Origin of the sequence: Pseudomonas sp. S07E 245 (assembly GCF_019599025.1) — a bacterium.
Taxonomy (GTDB): Bacteria; Pseudomonadota; Gammaproteobacteria; order Pseudomonadales; family Pseudomonadaceae; genus Aquipseudomonas; species Aquipseudomonas shirazensis.
The window spans coordinates 640,564-663,134 of the sequence record NZ_CP080625.1; the positions used below are offsets into that span (position 1 = coordinate 640,564).

Here is a 22,571-nt window from a genome sequence, read left to right on the forward strand (position 1 = left end):
GGGGAAATGTCGGGCAGCAGTGCCTAGGCTGCTACTCGACCGGCGCTCAGCGCACGCTTGCCCGCACCTTGTCGCGAAAGCTGTTCTCGTAACCGTCCTGCAGCTTCACCTGCTCGGCCAGCGAGGCGAGACGGCTGCGCGGGATGACGATGATGCCGTCGCGGTCGCCAATTATCGCATCGCCCGGATGGCACACGACATTGCCGCACGCCACGGCGATGCCGACCTGGCCCGGGCCCCATTTCGACGGCCCTGCGGGGTTGACCGCGCGGGCATAGACCGGCAAACCCATGCTGTCGAGTTCTGCCACATCGCGCACGGCGCCGTCGATGACCACCGCCGCCACTTGCCGGGCCAGGCAGATCTCGCCAAGCAGATCGCCGAACACCGAGCGGTTGACCTCGCTGTTGCCATTGATCACCAGCACATCGCCGGGCTGCGCTTCGTCGAGGGCTCGGTGGATCGCCAGGTTGTCACCCTCGCGAGTATTGAGCGGCAGGATGGTGCCGAAAAAACTCGGCTTGCCAGCGGTATGGCGGATGGCCGAAGCCATCATGCCCATGCGCTGCAGAACGTCACCGATCAGGGCGACCGGGTAACGGGCGATCTCGCCAATCAGCGCCAAGTCTGCCCGTTGCCACTGGCTGTTGACGCTGATCGAGTCGTCGGACACGTTGATGAACATATGAAACCTCCAGATTCGCCGGCGCTCAGTCGAACGACTTCGCCACAGGTTGGTTGACCGGGTGCGCCGGGGCTTGCCCCTGGAGCACGGCGGCAATCGCCTGCAGGGCGCTCATGCCAACCCGCATCAACGATTCGTCGGTCTGCCCGGCCACATGCGCGGTGACGATCAGGTTCGGCGTTTCGGCGATGGCCGGCGTGGGGTGGTTGAAAGGGTTGATCATGTCGAGATTCTCCGCGTCGAGCACATCCACCCCCGCGCCGGCCAGCTTGCCGCTGTTCAGCGCAGCGACCATGGCCTGCTCATCGACCACGCCGCCCCGGCTGGTGTTGATCAGCAGCGCGCCGTCTTTCATCCGGGCGAACTGCTTGGCACCGATCAGGTTGCGGGTGGTGGGTAGCAGCGGTACATGCAGGCTGATCACATCGGCAGTGGCCAGCAGGGTGTCGAGGTCGACCCAGCGCGGATCGGTGCCTGGTGCGATTGCCGGGTCGGTGAAGATCACCTTCAGGCCAAAGGCCTCGGCCACAGGCGCAACGCTTGCGCCGATGTTGCCAAAGCCGACCAGGCCCAGGGTGCGCCCTTCGAGCTCGATGCCGGTCAGTGCCAGGCGGTCCTGCGCCCAGTTGCGATTACGCGTCTGCTCGCTGGCCATGGGCAGTTTGCGGCACAGCGACAGCAGCAAGGCGAAGACATGTTCGATGACACTGCGCTGATTGGCCCCGGGAGTGTTGGTGACCCACACGCCATGTTGCGCGGCGGCCTGGTAATCAACGTTGTCGTAGCCTGCGCCATGGCGGGCGACGATGCGCAGTTTCGGCGAGGCGGCGATCATCTCGGCGCTGACATGACCACCACGCAGAAACACCGCGTCGACCTGGTTGTGGATTTCGTCATAGCTGACGGCGTTGGCGCCATAGCCCAGACGCACCTCGCCAAGGTCAGCAAGGCCGGCGAGCACGCGCGGGTGAATGGGGCTGGTGACGTAGATCAGAGGCATGGTCTGTACTCAGGAAAATTGATGGCGATTGGCGTCGGCGGCAGCGTTGTTGCGCACGGTGCTGAGCACGATCAGGCCCAGCACGCCAGCGCCGCAGAGGATGAAAGCGGGTGCCGACTGGTTACCGCTGGCGCCGATCAGCCAGGTCGCCATGAACGGCCCGATGCCGCCACCGATCACCGCGCCGACGCTGTGGCCGAAGGCGACACCGGTGTGGCGAACGTGGGTCGGGAAGAACTCCGGCATCACCGAGTAGGTGCCGGCCAGGCACAGCGCGTACGGCACCATGCCCAGGGCCAGGCCGACCATGGCCAGGCTCACCTGGCCTTGCTGCATGAGCATGAAGGAGGGGATCGACAGGGTGGCGTAGCCGAGATAGGCCAGGCGCAGAACGGCCTTGCTGCCGATGATCGAGCCGAGGTGACCGGCCAGGGGAATCATCAGCGCGGCAAAACTCACCGCCACCAGGACAATGGTCGAGGCCTGACCTTTTGAGTAGCCGAGGATCGAGCTGAAGTAGGCGGCGATGAATACCGTGCCGATGTAAGTGCCGATGTTCTGCACCAGCGAGATCATCATGACCTTGGTCAGCGGGCGCATGTAATCGCGCACCAGCTCGGCGAAGGGCGCGCTTTTCGGCTCGGCGTCAGTGGTCTTGTTCGACTCGAACTCAGGACTGTCTTCAATGCCCAGGCGCATCCACAGGCCGATGATGCCCAGCGGCAAAGCCAGCAGGAACGGCACGCGCCAGCCCCAGTCGGCCATCTGCGGGTCGGTCAGCCAGGCTGCGGCCAGGCCAGCGATGGCCGCTGCCAGGCCCTTGCCGAACTGGGCGATCGAGGGCAGGAAGGAGATGTACAGCGAACGCCGATTGGCCGGTGCCCACTCGCGAATGTAGCTCGCTGCGCCACCGATTTCGCCGCCGGCGGAAAAGCCCTGAAGCATGCGCAGCGCCACCAGCAGAATCGGCGCCCACACGCCAATCTGCGCATAACCGGGTAGCAGGCCGATCAAGGTCGCGGCGATGCCCATCAAGGTGATGCTGGCAATCAGGCTGGTGCGGCGGCCCACCTTGTCACCCAGCCAGCCGAACGCGACGGCGCCGAGCGGGCGCACGAGGAACGCCGAGCCGAATACCAGAAATGTGTTGAGCAGGCCGGTGGTGGGGTCATCGGACGGAAAGAACACCAGCGCCAGGGTGGCCGCCAGATAACCGTAGATGCTGAAGTCGTAGTACTCGACGAAGGTGCCGAACACGGCGGCGGCGGTGGCTTTCTTCGCCTTGGTCTTGCGCTCGGCGACAGGCTCGGACATGGCGACGGGCTCGGTCAACGTATTGTTGTTATTCATAGGTCACTCCAGCGTTTTGGTCACGGCAATTTAAAAAATGGGACAGTGTCCTGTTTTGTTTTTTCCAAGCATCCTCGTGCACAGCCTGGTTGTCAACAGGCGGGCTAATTGCTTTGGTTGTGGCCTTGAGCACAGAATGGGCTCCCGTAGATGCCAAGCCTCTGAAATGCCTAACCCACGCCCTGAACCCGCGGCCAGCCACGCGGTTGCCGCCACCTCCAGCCACGGTCGTTTGATCGAGGTACTGGACGCACTGGTCAGACGAGCGGAGGTTGAGCCGTGGGGTGTCAGGGAGCTGGCCAGCGAGCTCGCCGAGAGCCGCAGCACTATCAATCGGATCCTGGCGGCACTGGTCGAGCGTGACCTTGCAGCGGAAGATGGCGCGGGCAAGTATCGGGTCGGGCCACGCTTGCGGGTGCTGATGCAGGCGGTGAGTGCGCACAGCGCCGTGTGGAATGCGGCCGGGAAGCTGCTCGATGAGCTGGCCGGCGATGCCAAGCAGTCAGCCTTGCTCTCGGTGTATGCCCCGCACTGTGACGGCTACTTCGTGCTGTGTTGCGGCGAGGCAGCGGCCACCTTGGCCTTCAGGCCGCAGCTTGGCGCGATTTATCCGCTGGGTTTTGGCGATATCGGCCGAGCGTTCGCTGATCATCTGAACAGCGGCGCGCAGCCTGACCAGCAACAGCTGCCGGTGCCAGCCGACAACGGGCAGGCGATGGCCGAATCCGAGTTCCCCGCAGCGGTGGCCCTGGCCACCCGGTGCTTGCCGCAAGGGCTGCTGGTGACGGTGTCGCTGCACGACCTGGGCGCTGGCGGTGGCAGCAGCGCCAGTGCGGCGTTGCGCAAAGTCGAACAGGTCTTGAACCACCTCGAGGGATTGCCCGTCACCGCGCGAGCCTGTCCGCAGGTGCGGGGTTGCGACGAGGACAGCGCCACTGCGGCTCGGCTGGAGGTATTGCTGCAAATCCTCTGTGCGGTACCCGACGGCTACCCCTGCAAGGCGGGGATTGCCGCCGAGCTGCAGTGCAACAGCGCCACGGCGCGCAAGATCGTCGAGTCTGCTGCACAGGCCAGCCTGGTGTTTGCCAGCGGCCAGGCGCTATACCCTGCGGCGCGCCTGTACCAGTGGGCGGCGGTGCTCGGCGACAACCGCTTGCCTGTGGCAAAACTGTGCCGAGCGATCGTTGAGGCGTTGGTCAAGCAGACCGGCGAAACGGTGGCCTTTCTCAGCTTCGATGCGTGCTCCAGCACGGCGCAATTCATCGAAGTGGCTCAGGGTTGGAAGCCCATCCAGTACAAACTCGAAACCGGTGTCGAAGTGCCGCTGTATGCCGGTGCTGCGGGCAAGGCTGTATTGGCGCACCTGGCCCCCGAGTTCGCTGACGGCCTGACCCTGAACAGATTCACCGAGGCCACCATCGTCTCGCATTCGGCGCTGCAGGCGGATTTGCTCGCCATTCGCGAACGCGGCTGGTCGCAGGGGGACGGCGAGCGAGTCCTCGGCGCCTTTGGTATCGGCGTGCCGTTCTTTGTCGACGGCCAGGTGGCAGGGTCGCTCTCGGCCACCATTCCGCAGTACCGCAAGCAGGATTGCGATCTAGCGGCATTGGTTGATCACATGAAGCTTGCAACCAGCCGCATCAGCCGGCTGCTTTCACTGGGCACTGCGCCTGCCCAAGGTGAACCGGGCCAGTAAGCCATGCCGCGGTTTGCGCTTAGCTGGCCGCGTATTTGCCGATGAACTGCGCCGCGATCATCGGCCGGCCGAAGTAAAAACCCTGGAAGGCAGTGCAGCCCATCGCTTGCAGGCAATCGAACTGGGCCTCGGTCTCAACGCCTTCGGCAACCGTCGATATGTTCAGTATCTCGGCAATTTCAATGATCTTTCTGATCAGTTCATATTTGCCCACGTCACTCTCAATACCGGCGATAAATGAGCGATCGATTTTCAACTCATCCAGTGGCAGTTCGCGCAGCAGGGCCAATGAAGAAAACCCCGTGCCGAAGTCATCCAGTGACCACGATATGCCGTCGCTGCGCAGATCTTCCATTTTCATCACGGTTGCCACCAGATCACTGGCAAATACCGACTCGGTTATTTCCAGGCGAAGTCGATTGGCAGGAATATTAAATTTGTGAACTATCTCTCGAACTTCCTCAACAAAGGTTGACGAAGTCAGTTGAAGCGGACTGACGTTTACCGACAACTTCCAGTGCTGTGCATCGCGGTGCTCGGACCACTCACTTAGCTGGCGACAGGCTTGTTCCAGCACCATCAGGCCGATGTCGTGGATCAGGCCGCTTTGCTCTGCAACGGGAATGAATTCGGCGGGCGACTGAATGCCGTGTCCGGGGCGGTCCCAGCGCAGCAGGGCCTCGGCGCCGATCACCCGCCCTTGCGCGCAGACTTGTGGTTGCAGGTAAGTGCACAGCTCGCGGCGGGCCAGTGCCCGTGCCAGCGCACTGTGCAGTTCGACCTTGAATTTCTGCTCATCGCGGAATATCGCCAGCACGCCCAGGGTCAGGGCCATGGCGGTGATGCTGTTCAGGGCATGCCCGAACTGGCTGATGTCTGATGGCAGCAATTCCAGCCGGCTAAAGGTCAATGGGCTGTTGGCGAAGAACACCAGGCCTGCGAAACATAGGCACGGAAACACCCAGCGCAGGTAGATGCCACTGTTGCGAAACAGTAGAAAGGCGGCCACGCCGATAGGGATCAGAAACAGGTTGGCCGAGCGTGATGTATCGGCCGTCGCCGAGTCGGCCAGGCTGGCAATCACGGTAGCGATCAGCAGGCAATGGGCCAAGGCCGGCAGCGCGCGCTGTGTCGGCTGAGTCGCCAGGTACAGGCAGGCCAGGCCAGACAGCACCACCGTGAACAGCAACACTGCCAGCAGCAACATGGCATGGGTCGCGTAATAAACGCCCCATAACGTGCCGTGCAAAATGCAGGCGACGCCGCTGAAGCGAAGGAGCAATTGGATGCGTGGCCACTGCGACGTGTCAGGGAACTTGCGAGCCATCCAACGCCTGCTCGCTTGAATTGATGTGTTCTTCACGTTGGCCAGTTCCACTGATGGAGTTGCGGTGTTGCGCGCACTAATAATCATAGACCACGCCACTCGCGGTTTACTGCGCATCATGGCCGGTGCAGATGACAAGCACGCCGCTCAAGTGCGGGGTCGCGCGCATGGTAGCAAACGTTTGCCAGGGAATGATGAATCGCGTGCTACGCGCCACCGTTATTAACTTGACCAGTTGATCAGTTCTACCGTGGCCCGAGTAATGGAGGCAAGGGCATCTATTGTTTTGTATCCTCGGAATAATAAATCGCCGCGCGTTGTTGGTTATTCAGTTTATAGTCCCGGGCTGTTGTTATGGAGGAGGTTTCTGTGTTGCGGCGAACGTTGTCAATTTTGCCGGCGGCTGGCCAATGACCAGCGCGCTCATTCTCGCCTTGGTGCCGATTGCCTTGCTGATCATGCTTGGGCTCTGGCTGCGCCACGCGAACTTCGTCGGCGAAGCGTTCTGGCCGTATGCCGAAAAGCTCGGTTATTACGTGCTGCTGCCGGCACTGTTCTTCCATAGCCTGGCAACCGCACAGCTGGGCGACCTGCCGGTGCAGGCGATGGTCAGCGTGCTGGTGGTGTCGACGGTGGCCGTGGCTGCGGTGATGGTCTTGGCGCGGCGGTTGTTCCCGGCCGATGACCCGGCATTTACCTCGCTGTTCCAGGGTGGTGTGCGCTTCAACAATTATGTCGGAGTGACCGCTGCGGCGGGGATTTTCGGCGCCCATGGCATCGCCTTGGCCGCCATCGCCAATGCTGCGATCGTGCCCACGGTGAATATCCTCTGCGTGCTGGTGTTTGCCCGATATGGCGCGGGCAGTCGCCCGACCTTGGCCCGCGTGCTCAAGCAGCTGGCGCTCAACCCGCTGCTGCTGGCCTGTGCGCTGGGCATGCTGGTACGGGGCAGCGGGCTTGCCATCCCGCCGGGCCTGGCTCCGGCACTGCAGGCGCTGGGGCAGGCGTCGCTGCCTTTGGGCCTGCTGTGCATCGGGGCGGCGCTGCACCTGCGCAGTATGCGCGGCTGGCTCAAGCCGATCGGCACTTCGTCAGTGATCAAGTTCGTGGCAATGCCCTTGGTGACGGTGTTGATCTGCCGCTTGTTCGGCCTTGAAGGCGAGGCGGCGCTGGCGGCGGTGCTGTTCCAGACTTTACCCACCGCGTCGTCCGCCTACATCATGGCCAGGCAGTTGGGCGGTGATGCGCCACTGATGGCGGCGATCATCGCCGGGCAGACGCTGCTGGCGGCGCTGGCGATGCCGCTGGTGGTGTTGGCGACGACACCGCTGCTGTAGCGCTGGGGCGCCCAGCCAGAACTGTTCAGCGTGGCTAGGGTCTCTATGCCAACTTGTCGGCAATCACGTCTTTATCGCAGCCGCGCGGGCTCAGGCCTGGGTGGCTGCGGACACCTTTAGGAATCAATGGAATGGCTGGCAGCAGTTTTTTTGCTTTGTTGGATGATATCGCGGCGTTGCTCGATGACATTGCGCTGATGAGCAAGGTCGCGGCGAAGAAGTCGGCGAGCGTGCTCAGCGATGACCTGGCGGTGAACGCCGAGCAGGTCACCGGCATGAAGGCCGATCGTGAACTGCCGGTGGTATGGGCGGTGTTCAAGGGCTCGTTGAAGAACAAGGCGATCCTGGTGCCGTGCGCATTGATCCTCAGCGCGTTGTTGCCGGCCGCGATCAAGTGGCTGTTGATGCTGGGCGGGATCTACCTGTGCTATGAGGGCTATGAGGCAATCAAGGACAAGCTTTCGCGTGGCAGCGATGAAGCAGCGGACGCTGAACACAAGCCTGTGCCGAAAACCCCACAAGCGCTGGCCGAGTACGAGCAGCGCAAGATCAAGGGCGCGATCAAGACCGACTTCATCCTCAGTGCCGAAATCATCGTCATCACCCTCAACGTGGTTGCCGATGCGCCTCTGTATCAGCAGATCATCACTTTGGTGGTGATCGCGCTGGCGATGACGGTCGGCGTATATGGCCTGGTCGCCGGCATCGTACGCATGGATGACGCAGGCTTTGCGCTGGCGAAGTCGAAAGCTCAGGGCGCCTGGGGCACATTCGTCAAGAAATTCGGGCGCGGCCTGGTGGCTGCGGCGCCGTTCCTGATGAAGGCGTTGTCGTGGATCGGCACGCTGGCGATGTTTCTGGTCGGCGGCACCTTCGTTGCTGAGGGTATCCAGCCGCTTGAACACCTGATCGAGGCGCTGGTTAGCGCGAGCGCGGGCTGGGGCGCGGTGGCGAAGTTCGGCCTGTACGGTGTGGTTGGCGCGATCACCGGCTTTGTCGCTGCGGTGGTCGTCGGCGGGGTATCGCGGGTGCGCAAACTGGCGAGCAACTGATCGAACTGGTACCGCTCCAGCAGGGTTCATCCTGACTGGAGCGGATTCATACGCCGCGCCTGATCAGATCAGATCAGATCAGATCAGATCAGAAGTGCACCTTGACCAGCAGGCTGGCGGTGTTCTGGTCGGTGGTGAAACCGTCGGAATCCTTGATCCCGTATTTGTTCTTCCAGTAGTCGTACTCGATACCCACGTACAACTGCTTCTCGCCCAGATGCATTGCCTTGCCCAGGTCGTATTTGATCTGTGGGTTGAAGTGCAGGTTGGCGTGGTAGGTGCCACGACGGTTCTGGTCGTTGTCGACTACCCAGTCCATGAAGCCGTCGATCAACACGTCCGAAGAGCCGACCGGGATGGTGTACGCCCACACCGGGGTGATCTGCCAGACGTTGTCGCCGGCGCGGCTGCCGTCGGTGGTGCGCTGGTAGAAGTTCAGCTGGAAGTAATCGAAGCCTGGGATATCCAGATCGAAGCCAGGGCCGATCAGGTAGGACTCGCTGTCGCCTTCACCAAACTCGTAGGTCATCGCCAGCAGCACGTCCTTGACCGGGCCGAAGGCGATCTTCTGGTCGAGGATCTTGCCCAACGACAGGCGCGGGCTGATCTCACCGTAGTAGGTGTTGGGGCCGTTGCCGGCGTCCTTTTTACCCTGGTAGAAGATCTTGTCGACAAACACGAAGTTGTCGCCGTACTTCCAGCCATCAGCGTGCTCGAAAGTGAAGGTCTGCTGGATTTCCGGGTTGACCTTGAAGTTCTTGCCCCACAGGTAGGTCAGGCTGTTGCTTTGCCACTGCAGCAGGTCATCGGCGAAGGTGGTCCCGGAGGCCAGCAGGCTGCCGGCGAGGATCAGGCTGTTGATGGTACGCATCGCGTGTGTCGCTCCCTTGATTCGGATCTGTTGTCAGCGCTCGGTGGTGGCGCTGTTTTTGTCTTTTGAGTCAACTTTTTTCGATTGACCACAGCTGTTTGGCAAGAGCTGCGCCAACTTTTGTCGTTGGTCGCAATCTTCCTGCTCGACGTCTTGCTGAACGGCTGAAAACGGTCCTGTACGGCTGGCAACACGCAGACCAACCACCCGAATTCATTGACTGAGCGGTCAGTAAACGCGGGCAGAAATCATTCTGCCCTGAGCGAGGGGGCGCGCAGATTACTCAGTTGCGCGCTGCGCCTCAAGTGCTCCGTCCTGAAGCACGTGGAACCAAAGTTGGGCGTTCGGTCAGCTTCTCAGAAATGCACCTTGACCAGCGCACTGGCTACGCTCTGGTTGCTGTCCAGATTGCCGCGGCTGTCGATGCCGTACTTGTCCTTCCAGTAGCTGTACTCAAAGCCGACATACAGCTGCTTGGCACCGTAGTTGAGGGCTTTGCCGAGGTCGTATTTGACCTGTGGGTTGACGTGCAGGTTGGCGTGGTAGGTGCCGCGGCGGGTCTGGTCGTTGTCGACCACCCAGTCGATGTAGCCATCGATGAGTACGTCCGAGCGGCCGACCGGGATGGTGTAGGACCAGGCCGGGGTGATCTGCCAGACATTGTCACCGGGGCGGCTGCCCTCGGTGTTGCGCAAGTAGAAGTTGAGGGTGAAGTAGTTGAAGCCGGGCACCGCCAGGTCAAAGCCAGGGCCGATCAGATAGGCTTCGTTGTCGCCCTCGCCACGCTCGTAGGTCATGGCCAGCAACACGTCCTTGACCGGGCCGAAGGCAAAGCTCTGGCCGGTGATCTTGCCCAGCGACAGGCGTGGGCTGAACTCGCCGTAGTAGGTGTTGGCGCCTTTGCTGGCATCGGCCTTGCCGTTGTAGAAGATCTTGTCGACGAACAGGAAGGTATCGCCATACTTCCATTTGTTGGCGTGCTCGAAGGTCACCGTCTGCTGGATATTCGGGTTGACCTTGAAATCCTTGCCGTACAGGTAGGTCAGGCTTTCGCCGTGCCACTGCAGCCATTCGCCGGCGTGGGCGGGGACGGTCGCCAGCAGGCTGCTGCCGAGCAAGAGGGACGAGGTGATGCGCTTCATGTCGTGATTCCCGGACTTATTGTTTTTTTTGGGGTTTTTTCGGCGCAAGGGCGCCCCGAACGGCCCATTCCGGCGGGCCGACGGTGGAGCGGTACTGCGTGAGCGTGAGAGCGTTGCAATCAACGGGGTAGCCAGCCTGGCCACCCCGTCGACTCAGTGTTGGTGACAGACGTCGTTGTGCGCCGCCCGGTCAGCACCACCGAGGATGTTGAACAGCACGTTGAGCACCAGGGCACAGACCGTGGCCATGGCAATCCCGCTATGGGTGATCGGTTCCATCCACTGCGGCATCTGCGCGAAGAACTCCGGCTTGACCACGGGGATCAGGCCAAAGCCGACACTCACCGCAACCAGCAACTGGTTGCGTCGGTCGGAGATGTCCGCCTCCTGGAGGATCTTGATCCCGGTGGCGGTAACCATGCCGAACATGGCAATCGACGCACCGCCAAGCACGGCCGGTGGAATCGAGGCGATCAGGTACGCCGCCTTGGGCAGCAGGCTGAGGCCGATCAGCATGGCCCCGGCCATGACCGTGACGTAGCGGCAACGCACGCCGGTCATCTGCACCAGGCCGATGTTCTGGGCGAACGAGGAGTGGGTGAAGGTATTGAAGAAACCGGCGATGAACGACGCACCGGCATCGCACAACAGACCCCGGCGCAACATGCCCGGGGTTACTTCGCGATCAGTCACCTTGCCCAGGGCGAGGAACATGCCGGTGGACTCGACGAAGATGATCACTACCACCAGGCACATCGACAGGATCGGCGCCAGGCTGAAGGTCGGCATGCCGAAGTGCAGCGGCGTGACCACTTGCAGCCATGGCGCAGCGCCCAGCCCGGACAGGTCGACCATGCCGATCGAACCGGCGACGATGTAGCCCAGGCCCATCCCAACCAGCACCGACACGTTGACCCAGAAGCCACGCATGAAGCGGTTGATCAGCAGGATCACGGCCAGCACCAGACCGGCCACCATCAGGTAGATCGGCGCGCCGAAGGTCTCCGCTTGCTGGCCGCCACCGGCCCAGTTGACCGCCACCGGGAACAACGACAGGCCGATCGACGTGATCACCGTGCCGGTGACCAGCGGCGGGAAGAAGCGCACCACCTTGGACATGAACGGTGCGATCAGCATGCCGAAGAAACCGGCGGCGATGGTCGCACCAAAGATGCCCTGCAGGCCCACGCCGGGCATGCCGGCCATGGCCACCATGCTGCCGACTGCGGCAAAGCTTGCGCCCATCATCACCGGCATGCGAATGCCGACCGGGCCGATACCGAACGATTGGATAATTGTGGCAACGCCTGCGACCAGCAGGTCAGCGTTGATCAGGAAGGCGACTTCTTCACGCGACAGGCCAGCGGCCTGGCCAATGATCAGCGGCACGGCGATCGCACCGCCGTACATCAGCAGCACGTGTTGCAGACCCACCAGGATCAGCTGAAACAGGGGCAGGGGCTGTCGTGGCGGCGCAACAGGGATGTACGCCTTGGATGACTCTGACATGCAGCACCTCGAGTTTTGTTTTTATTCTCGGATCCAAGCGGTCAACCTGCAGCGCGAGGCTTTGGGTAAAAGCCAGGGGTTCACGCTGCGGGTTTGCGCTCGATGCTTGCTTGTTGCGTAGTGCGCATGGCGCAGGCGTGCCCTGCACGGGAAGTGGTCCCGGTGCAGGAGCAAGCCTGGCGATGCGTGGGGTCAGTTGACGGGGGCGCCTTTGGCGATCCAGTCACCGACCAGTTTGCGTTCTTCAACGGTCATCTGGGTGATGTTGCCCAGCGGCATGATCTGGCTGGCAACCGCTTGCGCCTGAATGCGCGCGGCCTGGGCCTGGATCTGCTGCGGGGTATCGAACATCACGCCACCTGGCGCCGTGCTGAACAGTGGGCTGGTCGGCTTGGACGAGTGGCACACAGTGCAGCGTTCCTGGATCACGTTGTGAATCGTATCGAAGGTGTCACCCGACTGGGCTGCGGCCTGGGCCGGAGCCTGTGCAGCAGCGGCCGGTGCTTCAGCCGCCTTGGCCGCATCGGCAGCACGCTGTTCGGCAGCGGTCTTGCCGCCTACGGCCGTGGCTGGTAGCGGTTGATATTCGATCTTCGCCGCAGCCTGCTCAGGAGTAGTTGGCAAAGGTTTAGGGCCGGTGACATAGGCCAGGCAGATCATCGCCAGAGCGCCGACGGGCAGGGTCCAGGCGTATTTGTTGCTGTCGTGACGGGTGTTGAAGTAGTGACGGATCAATACCGCAGCCACTGCAATCCCGGCCAGGATCAACCAGTTGTACTGGCTGCCGTAGGTGCTCGGGAAGTGGTTGCTGATCATGATGAACAGCACCGGCAGGGTGAAGTAGTTGTTGTGCCGCGAGCGCAGCAGGCCTTTGGCCGGCAACAGCGGGTCGGGCGTCTGGTTGGCTTCGATCGCCGCGACCAGCTGGCGCTGGGCCGGCATGATGATGCGGAACACGTTACCGACCATGATGGTGCCGATGATCGCACCGGTGTGCAGGTACGCACCACGACCGCTGAACACCAGGCTGAAGCCCCAGCATGCGGCGATGATCAGTACGAACAGCACGCCGCCGAGCAGGGCAGGGCGCTTGCCCAATGGTGAGTCACAGAGAATGTCGTAGATGAACCAGCCGGCTACCAGCGAACCGATACCGATGGCCACGCCTTCGGCGCCGCTCAGCGAGCTGCCCGGGGCGAGCAGGTACAGGGTCGGGTTCCAGTAGAACACCACGCACAGCAGGGCGATCCCGGACATCCAGGTGAAGTAGGCTTCCCATTTGAACCAGTGCAGGTTCTCGGGCATTTTCGGCGGCGCCAGCTTGTACTTCTCCAGGTGGTAGATACCACCACCGTGGATGGCCCAGAGATCACCCGACAACCCATCGCGCGGGTTGCTGCGGTTGAGGTGGTTCTCCAGCCAGACGAAGTAGAACGATGCACCGATCCAGGCGACGCCTGTGATCATGTGAACCCAGCGAATGCTCAGGTTCAGCCATTCGTGAAGGTGTGCTTCCACAGTATGTACCTCTTGCCGATCACCAGCTTGAACGCTGCACGCGACCTTGCGCGCGATAAGCAGGCTGCGAGGGCAGCAGGTTTATCGCGACACCGAGTACTTCATGCAGGCCGTGGATGACCGACCTTTTCTTATTGGTGGGGATTGAGGATCAACATCTGTTCCTCGGTGAAGTAATGCTCATCGCAGTTGTTGCCTGAACCACTGCGATCAACCACCAGGAAATCATCCCGCTTTTCGATCGTCAGCACCGGGTGGTGCCAAACGCCGCGATGGTAATTGACGCCCTGCCTGCCGTTGCTGCGGAAGGCACGGACCAAACCTGATACAGGTGCATCGCCAACTGGCGCGACCACGATCAGAAACTGATTGCCGAGCAGCGGAATGAAAGCCTGGCTGCCCAGCGGATGGCGTTCGAGCATACGCACGGTCAACGGCATTTCCAGCGCGTCGGCGCGGAAGATACTGATGATGGCGTTGTCCTCAGGCTCGGCGGTTTCAACCGTGGCGAGCTTGTGGAAGCGCATGGTCGAGCCGTTGTTGATCATGAAGTGGTCGCTGCCGTCGGTTTCGATCACGTCACCAAAGGGGGCGAAGGCTTCTTTGCTCAGGGGCTCGATCACTAGTGTGCGCATGCTTGTTATCTCTTCTTCTATGACTGGCTAATGTGGTGGTGCGCTTGCCGGAAGGCCCTGGGTACGCTCGCGTGGCGGACTCGGGCCAGACCTCGTGGCAAGCCTTACAGCTGCAGCAGGCGGAACAGCGCGATCAGGTTGATCTGCGCCAGCGCCTCTTTGAATTCGGCATCGGCATCGTTGTGAATCCGGGTTTCGAACGCCGCCAGAATCTGGTGTCGGTTACTGCCCTTGACCGCCATGATGAACGGGAACTGGAGCTTGGCCTTGTAGGCATCGTTGAGTTCGGTGAAGCGGGCGAACTCTTCGGCAGTGCACTGGTGGATACCGGCGCCAGCCTGTTCATTGGTACTCGATTCGGTCAGCTCGCCCTGGACGGCGGCTTTGCCGGCCAGGTCCGGGTGAGCGTTGATCAAGGCCAACTGGTCGGCGTGGCTGGCGCTGAGCAGGATGTCGCTCATGCGCTGATGCAGGGCTTCGATCTGGTCCAGCTCGGCCAGTTGACCGAGGTCATAGGCCTTCTCGGCCACCCACGGCGAGTGCTCGTAGATGTCGGCAAAGGCGCTGACGAACGCGTCACGGCTCAGGGTCGAAGGAGTCAGGGTCTTGAAGGCGGTCATCAGGCGTTCTCGTTCTGGTACGGGTGGGTGGTGTGCCAGTGGCGGGCGATGTCCACGCGACGGGCAAACCAGACCTGGTCATGGCTCTTGGCGTATTCGACGAAGCGCTTCAGCGCTGCCAGCCGCGCCGGGCGACCGACCAAGCGGCAGTGCAGGCCGATCGAGAGCATTTTCGGTGCTTCGGCGCCTTCTTCGTAGAGCACATCAAAGGCGTCCTTGAGGTACTGGAAGAACTGCTCGCCACAGTTGAAGCCCTGCACCTGGGTGAAGCGCATGTCGTTGGTGTCGAGGGTGTACGGGATCACCAGATGCGGCTTGCCGGTCGGGTTGTTCGGCTCCCAGTAGGGCAGGTCGTCGTCGTAGGTGTCGCTGTCGTAGAGGAAACCGCCTTCTTCCATCACCAGCCTGCGCGTGTTGGCGCCGGTACGACCGGTGTACCAGCCCAGTGGGCGCTCGCCGGTCAGCTCGGTGAGGATGCGGATGGCTTCGAGCATGTGCTCGCGCTCCTGCGCCTCGTCCATGTTCTGGTAGTCGATCCAGCGGTAGCCGTGGCTGCAGATCTCATGGCCAGCTTCGGCCATGGCGCGGATCACATCCGGATGGCGCTGCGCGGCCATGGCCACGGCGAAGATGGTCAGCGGTACGCCGGTGTCCTTGAACAGCTTGAGCAGGCGCCAGACGCCGGCGCGGCTGCCGTACTCGTACAGCGACTCCATGCTCATGTTGCGTTGGCCCTGCAGGGGCTGGGCGGCAACCATTTCAGACAGGAAGGCTTCGGACTCTTTGTCGCCGTGGAGGATGTTGCGCTCGCCACCTTCCTCATAGTTGAGTACGAACGACAAGGCGATGCGGGCGTTGCCCGGCCAGTGCGGGTGAGGTGGGTTGTTGCCGTAACCGATCAGGTCGCGAGGGTAGTCAGCGCTCACTGCAGTCTTCCTTCTTGTACGTTGTGCGAGGGGTGGTGGACCCGCGTCGGGTTGTCGCACTCACCGGATGGGCTGATTGTATACAACTTCTGAAATCTTTTGTAAGCCTGTTTTTCCGCATTTCTGCCCTTTTGTCGCTTGAGACTGCTTTGCAAGAAACTTGCCTGATTGGTCAGCTAATGACCTGGGCCTGCTTATACAGCCTATATCTGGCGATACATAGCAGGTTTTCGCGAGCGTGTGGCGGAGTGGCGCTGAAGGGTCTAAAAAATTGTGTACAATTTATTGAGAAAGTGTCTTAATGAGCTCATTCCCGCACACGGCAGGCCCTCTTACGGTGCTTGCTGGGTATTTTCTGCCCACGAACTGAACAAGAGGCGACACGCACATGGGACGTCTGACCACTCACGTACTGGACGCTGCGCATGGCTGCCCGGGCAGCTCGATCAAGGTCGAGCTGTACCGTGTCGAAGGCCAGCAGCTGGAATTGGTTAATACCGCGCTGACCAACAGCGATGGCCGCGTCGATGCGCCGTTGCTGCAGGGTGACGATTACCGCACCGGCGTGTACCAGTTGCAGTTCAGTGCCGGGGATTACTATCGAGCTCGGGGCGTGGCTTTGCCAGAAGCGGCGTTCCTGGATGTTGTGGTACTGCGCTTTGGGGTCGACGAGAATCAGGAGCACTACCACGTGCCGCTGCTGATCTCGCCTTACAGCTACTCGACCTATCGTGGAAGCTAGTTGGTCGCTAGAAGAATCTTCGTAGGTCTTTGGCCCGCTCTCACACTGGCGGGCTTTTTTTCGTCTGGAGATTGGTGTTTCTGAGGTCTTGTGACCATCGCCGGTCTTTGTTCAGGTGTGTTTTCGCACGGCCTGGTTGTTCTGCTTCAGTACTCGGCCAGTCGCATAGCCGGCCTTGTCCTCGGCGCCAGCAGCAATGGCGCCCATGAAATTGAATGTGGCCCCGACGATGCGTTCAGCGCCTTTCTCAGTGGTCACCCATACGCGTGCGGCCTCGAGGTGAGCCGACGTGTTCGAGATCTGACCGCTGAGATTTTGCGTGGCTATATCGCGGTATATACCCGCGTGCTCAGTGGTCAGCGTGGCGTCGTTGTGACTCGTCAGGTTGTCGTTGACCTTGAACAGCTTTTGCGTAAAGGGTGTGCTGTCCACTTGGTCACTGGCAAATTTACGGATTACTGCCCTTCCCAACCTTGGTGATTCCTGCGAGGTTGGATCCGGGAAGAGTGCTTTGCTCGCCAGGTCTACTGACTTTTTTGCAACCTGAATTTTCGGTTGGACGTGTTTTCTCATGAACGTAAGCGCCCAAGGGGTTTTCCCAGTGGGGTCGGTAAGGTTTATCGGGTCATTCAGGCAGTAGGCATAGGCATTCAACCCACCGCTGCCGAACGGACTCAGGCTGTCCGGGCTGAGGAATTTCATGAGCGACGGGCTGTAGGCGCGATGACCGTTGCCGAGCAGGTAGTAGCCGGTTACCGGTTCGCGCTTTTGTCCGGTGAACGACAGCAGGCTGGCGCCCGCCTCCAGGGGGTGGTGGCCATAGGCGGCGTAGGCGATGCTCGCGCTGCTGGCGGCGCCCTGCAGCCGCACAATCGATCCTTGCTGATCGACGCCGAGCGGACAGGTGGCCGTGGTGTTGTCCAGCTGCGCCAAGGCTGACTCGCCATGGCGCAGCAGCGTGACGCATCGCTCACCTTGAAGCTCGGTCGCCAGGGATGACGCTTGGTAGAAGCGCAGCGCCGGGGGCAAAACGGAGGGTGGGGTGGTGTTGGGGAGCATGTTCGGGTCTCGGCATGGAGAAGATGAGACCCGAGTCTAACGTGGGGTTTTTCTGCAGTGACCTGTCAAAAATGACAGGCCACTGCAAGAGGCCCTAGAGGAATACGAACTTGGCGATGAAGATCACGCAGAGTACCCAAAGGCTGGGCGAAATCTCCTTGTACTTGCCCGTCCCGGCCTTGAGCACCACGTAGCTGATGAAGCCCAGGGCAATGCCGTCCGCCACCGAGAAGGTCAGCGGCATCATGATCACCGTGACGATCGCCGGAATGCTGTCGGTGGCTTCGTCCCAGTTGATATGGGCCATGCTGCCCATCATCAGCATCGCCACGTAGATCAGCGCGCCAGCGGTGGCGTAGGCGGGGATCATCCCTGCCAGCGGGGCGAAGAACATCGCCGCGACGAACAGTGCCCCGACCACCACGGCGGTCAGCCCGGTACGGCCACCTGCGGCCACTCCCGCAGCGCTCTCGACATAGCTGGTGACCGGCGGCACGCCAACGGCGGCGCCGAACACGCTCGAGGCACTGTCGGCCTTCAGCGCCCGTGACAGGTTTTCGATCTTGCCGTCCGGCGCCACCAGGTTGGCGCGCTGGGCAACCCCCATCAAGGTCCCGGCGGTGTCGAACATGTGCACGAAGAGAAACGCCAGCACCACGCTGATCATGCTCACGTTGAACACGCCGGCGACGTCCATGGCCATCCAGGTCGGCGCCAGGCTCGGCGGCAGCGAGAACACCCCGCCGTACTGCACCAGGCCCAAGCCCCAGCCGGCCAGGGTAACGCTGATGATGGCGATCAGGATCGCACCGAACACTCGGTGATAGCTGAGTACCGCGATCATCAGGAAGCACACCGCCGCCAACAGCGGCCCGGCCTCGTGCAGCGAGCCGAGCTTGATCAGGGTCGCCGGGCTGTCGACGACGATGCCCGCAGTCTTCAGGCCGATCAGCCCGAGAAACAATCCGACGCCGGCCCCCATGGCATGGCGCAGGCTCAGCGGAATGCTGTTGAGCAGCCATTCGCGAACCCGCGACAAGGTCAGGAACATGAACAGCACCCCGGAGACGAACACGGCGCCCAGCGCCGCCTCCCAGGTGTAGCCCATGGTGCCGACCACGGTGTAGGTGAAGAAGGCGTTGAGCCCCATGCCCGGCGCCAGGCCAACCGGCCAGTTGGCGTAAAGCCCCATCAGCAGGCAGCCGAGCGCGGCCGAGATGCAGGTGGCGACGAACGCCGCACCATGATCGATGCCGGCGTCAGCCATGATGTTGGGGTTGACGAAGATGATGTAGGCCATGGTGATGAAGGTGGTCACCCCGGCGATCATTTCGGTCTTGACGGTGGTGCCATGTCGCTTGAGTTTGAAAATCCGTTCCAGCCAGCTCGTTTCGAGCGGCGGGGTGAGATCCAGCGTAGGGGCGTCGGATTTGCGGGTGTCCACAGCGAGTACTCCTCAAGTCTTTCTTGTTGTTCGGAACCAGTGTCCTGCGCTATGCACTTGGTGATTCCGCGAGGGTGAGGCAGACGTCTGACCGTTTTTGTTGACTCATGGGTCAAGAAGTTGCTCGCTGGATTATGCGTTTGTGTACAAATAATGCAAATAATGTTTTATCTTTCCTGGGTACAATCTTGTAAATAGTGGCTATATGCCGAAATGGCCACCTGCAGAAACGGGTCAGCCTGTGTACAATGGGCCAGTACCTTTCTTCTTATTTCCAACCAGGGCTTGCCAGCCACCCTCTGACAGGCAGTACAGTCAAGGTCCGATTGGCGGATTCCCATGCTCGAGTGCCCATGAACGAACAGCTGCAGCCTCTCAAGAAACCTGTACGCACCGGCAAGGCCGGGCGCAGTGGTACCCAGGACGACATCGTCTACGCGCATATTTTCGAGGCGATCCTCGAGCAGCGGCTGGCGCCGGGCACCAAGTTGAGCGAGGAAGCGCTGGGCGAGATCTTTGGCGTCAGCCGCACCATCATTCGTCGCGCGTTGTCGCGTCTGGCCCATGAGAGCGTGGTGTTGCTGCGGCCCAATCGCGGTGCCGTGGTTGCCAGTCCGACGGTTGAAGAGGCGCGGCAGGTGTTCTTTTCGCGACGGATGGTTGAGCGGGCGATTACCGAGTTGGCGGTGCAGCATGCTACGGCTGAGCAGCTGAACGAGCTGCGGCAGATGGTGCGTGACGAGCGCGACAGCTTTTCGCGGGGTGATCGTGGGGCCGGGATTCGGCTTTCCGGGGAGTTTCACCTGAAGCTGGCCGAGGCTGCTGGGAATGCACCTTTGGTGAGTTTCCAGCGTAGTCTGGTGTCGCAGACATCGCTGATCATTGCTCAGTATGAGAGCGGGAACCGGTCGCACTGTTCGTATGATGAGCATATGCAACTGATCGATGCGATCGAGGCGAGGGATGCGGGGCAGGCGGTTAGCTTGATGATGCATCATATGGATCATATCGACAGCAAGCTGAACCTCGATGAGGAGAGTGCTTCGGACGATCTGCATGCGGTGTTTTCGCACTTGTTGCAGAAGAAGCCTGCTCGGGTTACTTCGGCTAAAGGTTGATTGGTTGGTTGTCGGCTTGGGGCTTATCCGATTGATGTGTGGTTTGATCGGGCCCCTTTCGCCCTTACGGCGAGTCACTTTTTTGGCAAACGCCCCAAACAAGGTCTTGGCTCCACATCCGGCCCCTTCGCTGCGCTGGCGCAGAGCGGGTCAAAGTGGGTTTCGCGATGGTGGTTGGCCGTCAGATTGCCGGGGCCGCTACGCGACCCTTCGCAGGTGAACCCGCTCCCACAGACCGCGCATGTCGATGGTACGCGGCCCCTGTAGGAGCGGCCTTGTGTCGCGAAAGGGCTGCGTAGCAGCCCCGGCAATCTCAAACCAATCAAAGCTCGGGCAGCCACAACAATCCCGCCCTGCGCCAGCGCGCTACCGCTGATGCACACACCGCCCAGCCGCATACGTCTCCAGTACCGTCCGATCATCCCCCAGCGTCGTCAACACAAACAACGTTTCCTCGATCCCCCCCGATTGCTGCAGGCGATACTCAAGCAACGGCGTAGCCTTATAATCGAGGACCACGAAGTCCGCATCATTACCCGGACGCAAACTTCCCACCCGATCCTCCAGCCGCAAAGCCCGAGCCCCACCCAGCGTCGCCAGGTACAACGACTTGAACGGGTGCAAGCGCGCGCCCTGCAACTGCATCACCTTGTAAGCCTCATTCAAGGTATGCAGCAGCGAAAAACTGGTCCCCGCGCCAACATCCGTGCCCAGCCCGACATTGACCTTGAACTTCTCAGCTTGCGGCAAGTTAAACAAGCCACTGCCCAGGAACAGGTTCGAGGTCGGGCAGAACGCCACCGCCGAGCCCGTCTCCGAAAGCCGCTGACACTCTTCATCACACAGATGCACGCCATGGGCAAACACCGACCGCTCCCCCAGCAGCTCGAAGTGATCGTAGACGTCCAGGTAACCCTTCTGCTCCGGGAACAAGCCCTTGACCCAGTCGATCTCCTGCAGGTTCTCGGACAGGTGCGTATGCATGTACACCCCCGGATGCTCCTTCAGTAACTGGCCGGCCATCGCCAATTGCTCGGGCGTGCTGGTCGGGGCAAAGCGCGGCGTCACCGCATAGTGCAGCCGGCCCTTGCCATGCCAGCGCTGAATCAGCGCCTTGCTCTCGGTGTAGGACGACTCCGCCGTGTCGGTCAGATAATCCGGCGCGTTGCGGTCCATCATCACCTTGCCGGCGATCAGGCGCAGGTCCAGCCGCTCGGCCTCTTCGAACAGCGCGTTGACCGACTCCGGATGCACACTGCCGAACACCAGCGCGGTGGTGGTGCCGTTGCGCAGCAGCTCCTGCAGGAAGATCTTCGCGACCTTGTCGGCATGCGCCTTATCGGCAAACTGCTTTTCGCAGGGGAAGGTGTAGGTGTTCAGCCAGTCCAGCAACTGCTCGCCATAGGAGCCGATCATGCCGGTCTGCGGGAAGTGGATATGGGTGTCGATAAAGCCCGGGGTGATCAGGGCATCCTGGTAATGCACCACGTCGATGTCGGCATCCAGCGTCGGCAGCAGGTCGCTGGCGTGACCAAGGGCGCTGATGCGGCCTTCGTCGACCACCAGCAGGCCGTCCGGGTAGTACTCGCAGGATGCCTCCAGGCCGACTTCGGCGGGGTCGCCAACGCTGTGCAGGATGGCGGATCGGTAAGCTTTGCGGGTTGCGCTCATAACACTCTCGTCAATTGGCGTGGCTGCGGCGGGACGGCGGCAGCAACTGAGCAATGGGGCCGGCATTGACCGCAGCATCGTGCTGGCCAAAACAGGCGTTGTAGGTGGCGATGATTTCGCCGGCAATCGACACGGCGATCTCGATCGGCAATTTGCCTTTGACCTCGGCCAGGCCCATCGGGCAGCGCATGCGTGCTAGCACCGCATCGTCATAGCCGCGATCACGCAGGCGATGCTCGAACTTGGCCCGTTTGGTCTTCGAACCGATGAGGCCGAACCAGGTGAAGTCGTTGCGCTTGAGGATCGCCGCGGTCAGCTCGAGATCGAGCTGGTGGTTGTGGGTCATGACGATGCAGTAACTGCCTGGCGGCAGCGCAGCCACTTCGTCGACCGGCTCCTCGCTGATGATGCGGCTCACGCCGGTGGGGATCAGCTCCGGAAATTCTTGCTCGCGCGAGTCGATCCAGCGCACCCGGCAGGGCAGGGCAGCGAGCAAGGGTACCAGAGCCCGGCCGACGTGGCCCGCACCGAACACGGCGATCTCGGCCTGCACCGCCGCCATTGGCTCGAACAGCAGCACGGTAACGCCGCCGCAGCATTGGCCAAGGCTCGCGCCGAGGCTGAAGCGCTCCAGATGCGGGGTGCTGCGCTGCTCGTCGAGCATCTGCCGGGCGATGTGCAGGGCCTTGTACTCAAGGTGGCCACCGCCGATGGTGTCGAACAGCTGGCGGGCGCTGACGACCATCTTCGAGCCGGCATTGCGCGGGGTCGAGCCGCGCTCTTCGATGATGGTCACCAGCACGCAGGGTTCACCGCGAGCTTGCAGGTCGGCGAGGGCGTTGATCCATTGATGCATGATACAAAACCTC

At 61.5% G+C, this 22,571-nt stretch carries 20 protein-coding genes; 5 read left to right on the plus strand and 15 right to left on the minus strand.

All coding sequences use genetic code 11. The features are described from left to right. Positions 1-46 precede the first annotated feature (46 nt). The 3 genes from K3F44_RS03010 to K3F44_RS03020 are packed head-to-tail and all read right to left on the minus strand — an operon-like array spanning position 47 to position 3,035. On the minus strand, positions 47-685 hold the full coding sequence (locus K3F44_RS03010) for an RraA family protein (RefSeq protein ID WP_101317975.1): 639 nt from the start codon (positions 683-685) through the stop codon (positions 47-49). Between the two features lie 25 nt (positions 686-710). After that, positions 711-1,685 carry a hydroxyacid dehydrogenase gene (locus tag K3F44_RS03015; protein ID WP_150569744.1) on the minus strand — a complete coding sequence of 325 codons (975 nt, stop codon included), beginning with the start codon at positions 1,683-1,685 and terminating at the stop codon, positions 711-713. Positions 1,686-1,694: 9 nt separating this feature from the next. After that, positions 1,695-3,035 (minus strand): MFS transporter, encoded by a 1,341-nt coding sequence (locus tag K3F44_RS03020; RefSeq protein ID WP_150569743.1) that lies wholly within the window; start codon positions 3,033-3,035, stop codon positions 1,695-1,697. A 166-nt stretch (positions 3,036-3,201) separates the two neighbouring features. On the opposite strand from K3F44_RS03020, the gene K3F44_RS03025 reads away from it, so the two are divergent. Continuing rightward, positions 3,202-4,731 (plus strand): IclR family transcriptional regulator C-terminal domain-containing protein, encoded by a 1,530-nt coding sequence (locus K3F44_RS03025; RefSeq protein ID WP_220633310.1) that lies wholly within the window; start codon positions 3,202-3,204, stop codon positions 4,729-4,731. 19 nt (positions 4,732-4,750) lie between these two features. Here the strand turns inward: K3F44_RS03025 and K3F44_RS03030 are convergent, their stop codons facing one another. Next, positions 4,751-6,058 carry a bifunctional diguanylate cyclase/phosphodiesterase gene (locus K3F44_RS03030; RefSeq protein WP_220633311.1) on the minus strand — a complete coding sequence of 436 codons (1,308 nt, stop codon included), beginning with the start codon at positions 6,056-6,058 and terminating at the stop codon, positions 4,751-4,753. A 410-nt stretch (positions 6,059-6,468) separates the two neighbouring features. Here K3F44_RS03030 and K3F44_RS03035 point away from each other — a divergent pair, with 410 nt between their 5' ends. Both K3F44_RS03035 and K3F44_RS03040 read left to right on the plus strand, forming a co-directional pair. Beyond that, on the plus strand, positions 6,469-7,395 hold the full coding sequence (locus K3F44_RS03035) for an AEC family transporter (RefSeq protein WP_220633312.1): 927 nt from the start codon (positions 6,469-6,471) through the stop codon (positions 7,393-7,395). Positions 7,396-7,526: 131 nt separating this feature from the next. Continuing rightward, positions 7,527-8,447: a DUF808 domain-containing protein gene (locus K3F44_RS03040; RefSeq protein ID WP_150569739.1), complete on the plus strand. Its 921-nt coding sequence runs from the start codon at positions 7,527-7,529 to the stop codon at positions 8,445-8,447. 88 nt (positions 8,448-8,535) lie between these two features. Here K3F44_RS03040 and K3F44_RS03045 read toward each other — a convergent pair whose 3' ends face one another. The 7 genes from K3F44_RS03045 to puuE form a co-directional block, all read right to left on the minus strand. Further along, entirely contained in the window at positions 8,536-9,318 is a 783-nt protein-coding gene (locus K3F44_RS03045; RefSeq protein WP_101317989.1) for an outer membrane protein OmpK, read from the minus strand. Between the two features lie 356 nt (positions 9,319-9,674). Continuing rightward, entirely contained in the window at positions 9,675-10,460 is a 786-nt protein-coding gene (locus K3F44_RS03050; RefSeq protein WP_101317991.1) for an outer membrane protein OmpK, read from the minus strand. Positions 10,461-10,613: 153 nt separating this feature from the next. Then, positions 10,614-11,969 (minus strand): nucleobase:cation symporter-2 family protein, encoded by a 1,356-nt coding sequence (locus tag K3F44_RS03055; protein WP_220633313.1) that lies wholly within the window; start codon positions 11,967-11,969, stop codon positions 10,614-10,616. Between the two features lie 192 nt (positions 11,970-12,161). Beyond that, a complete protein-coding gene (locus tag K3F44_RS03060) occupies positions 12,162-13,487 on the minus strand; it encodes a urate hydroxylase PuuD (RefSeq protein WP_150569737.1) in 1,326 nt (441 codons plus the stop codon). A 131-nt stretch (positions 13,488-13,618) separates the two neighbouring features. Further along, entirely contained in the window at positions 13,619-14,122 is a 504-nt protein-coding gene (locus K3F44_RS03065) for an ureidoglycolate lyase (protein ID WP_101317997.1), read from the minus strand. A 104-nt stretch (positions 14,123-14,226) separates the two neighbouring features. Continuing rightward, the gene (uraD, locus tag K3F44_RS03070; protein WP_220633314.1) at positions 14,227-14,742 is read right to left on the minus strand and encodes a 2-oxo-4-hydroxy-4-carboxy-5-ureidoimidazoline decarboxylase; all 516 of its coding nucleotides are present in this window, start codon (positions 14,740-14,742) and stop codon (positions 14,227-14,229) included. Continuing rightward, positions 14,742-15,668: an allantoinase PuuE gene (gene puuE / locus K3F44_RS03075; RefSeq protein WP_101318001.1), complete on the minus strand. Its 927-nt coding sequence runs from the start codon at positions 15,666-15,668 to the stop codon at positions 14,742-14,744. The genes uraD and puuE overlap by 1 nt, the downstream gene beginning before the upstream one ends. A gap of 388 nt (positions 15,669-16,056) precedes the next feature. Here puuE and uraH point away from each other — a divergent pair, with 388 nt between their 5' ends. After that, on the plus strand, positions 16,057-16,410 hold the full coding sequence (gene uraH / locus K3F44_RS03080; RefSeq protein WP_220633315.1) for a hydroxyisourate hydrolase: 354 nt from the start codon (positions 16,057-16,059) through the stop codon (positions 16,408-16,410). A gap of 111 nt (positions 16,411-16,521) precedes the next feature. On the opposite strand, the gene K3F44_RS03085 is transcribed toward uraH, so the two are convergent. After that, on the minus strand, positions 16,522-17,469 hold the full coding sequence (locus tag K3F44_RS03085) for an RHS repeat-associated core domain-containing protein (protein WP_220633316.1): 948 nt from the start codon (positions 17,467-17,469) through the stop codon (positions 16,522-16,524). A 94-nt stretch (positions 17,470-17,563) separates the two neighbouring features. Then, positions 17,564-18,913, minus strand: coding sequence for an NCS2 family permease (locus tag K3F44_RS03090; RefSeq protein ID WP_150572687.1), 1,350 nt, complete (start codon positions 18,911-18,913; stop codon positions 17,564-17,566). Between the two features lie 353 nt (positions 18,914-19,266). On the opposite strand from K3F44_RS03090, the gene K3F44_RS03095 reads away from it, so the two are divergent. Continuing rightward, on the plus strand, positions 19,267-20,031 hold the full coding sequence (locus tag K3F44_RS03095; RefSeq protein WP_101318009.1) for a GntR family transcriptional regulator: 765 nt from the start codon (positions 19,267-19,269) through the stop codon (positions 20,029-20,031). Between the two features lie 366 nt (positions 20,032-20,397). Here K3F44_RS03095 and guaD read toward each other — a convergent pair whose 3' ends face one another. Beyond that, positions 20,398-21,702, minus strand: a complete 1,305-nt coding sequence (gene guaD, locus K3F44_RS03100) for a guanine deaminase (RefSeq protein WP_150569733.1) — start codon at positions 21,700-21,702, stop codon at positions 20,398-20,400. Positions 21,703-21,712: 10 nt separating this feature from the next. Further along, a complete protein-coding gene (gene xdhC, locus K3F44_RS03105) occupies positions 21,713-22,558 on the minus strand; it encodes a xanthine dehydrogenase accessory protein XdhC (RefSeq protein ID WP_101318014.1) in 846 nt (281 codons plus the stop codon). Between the last annotated feature and the right edge of the window lie 13 nt (positions 22,559-22,571).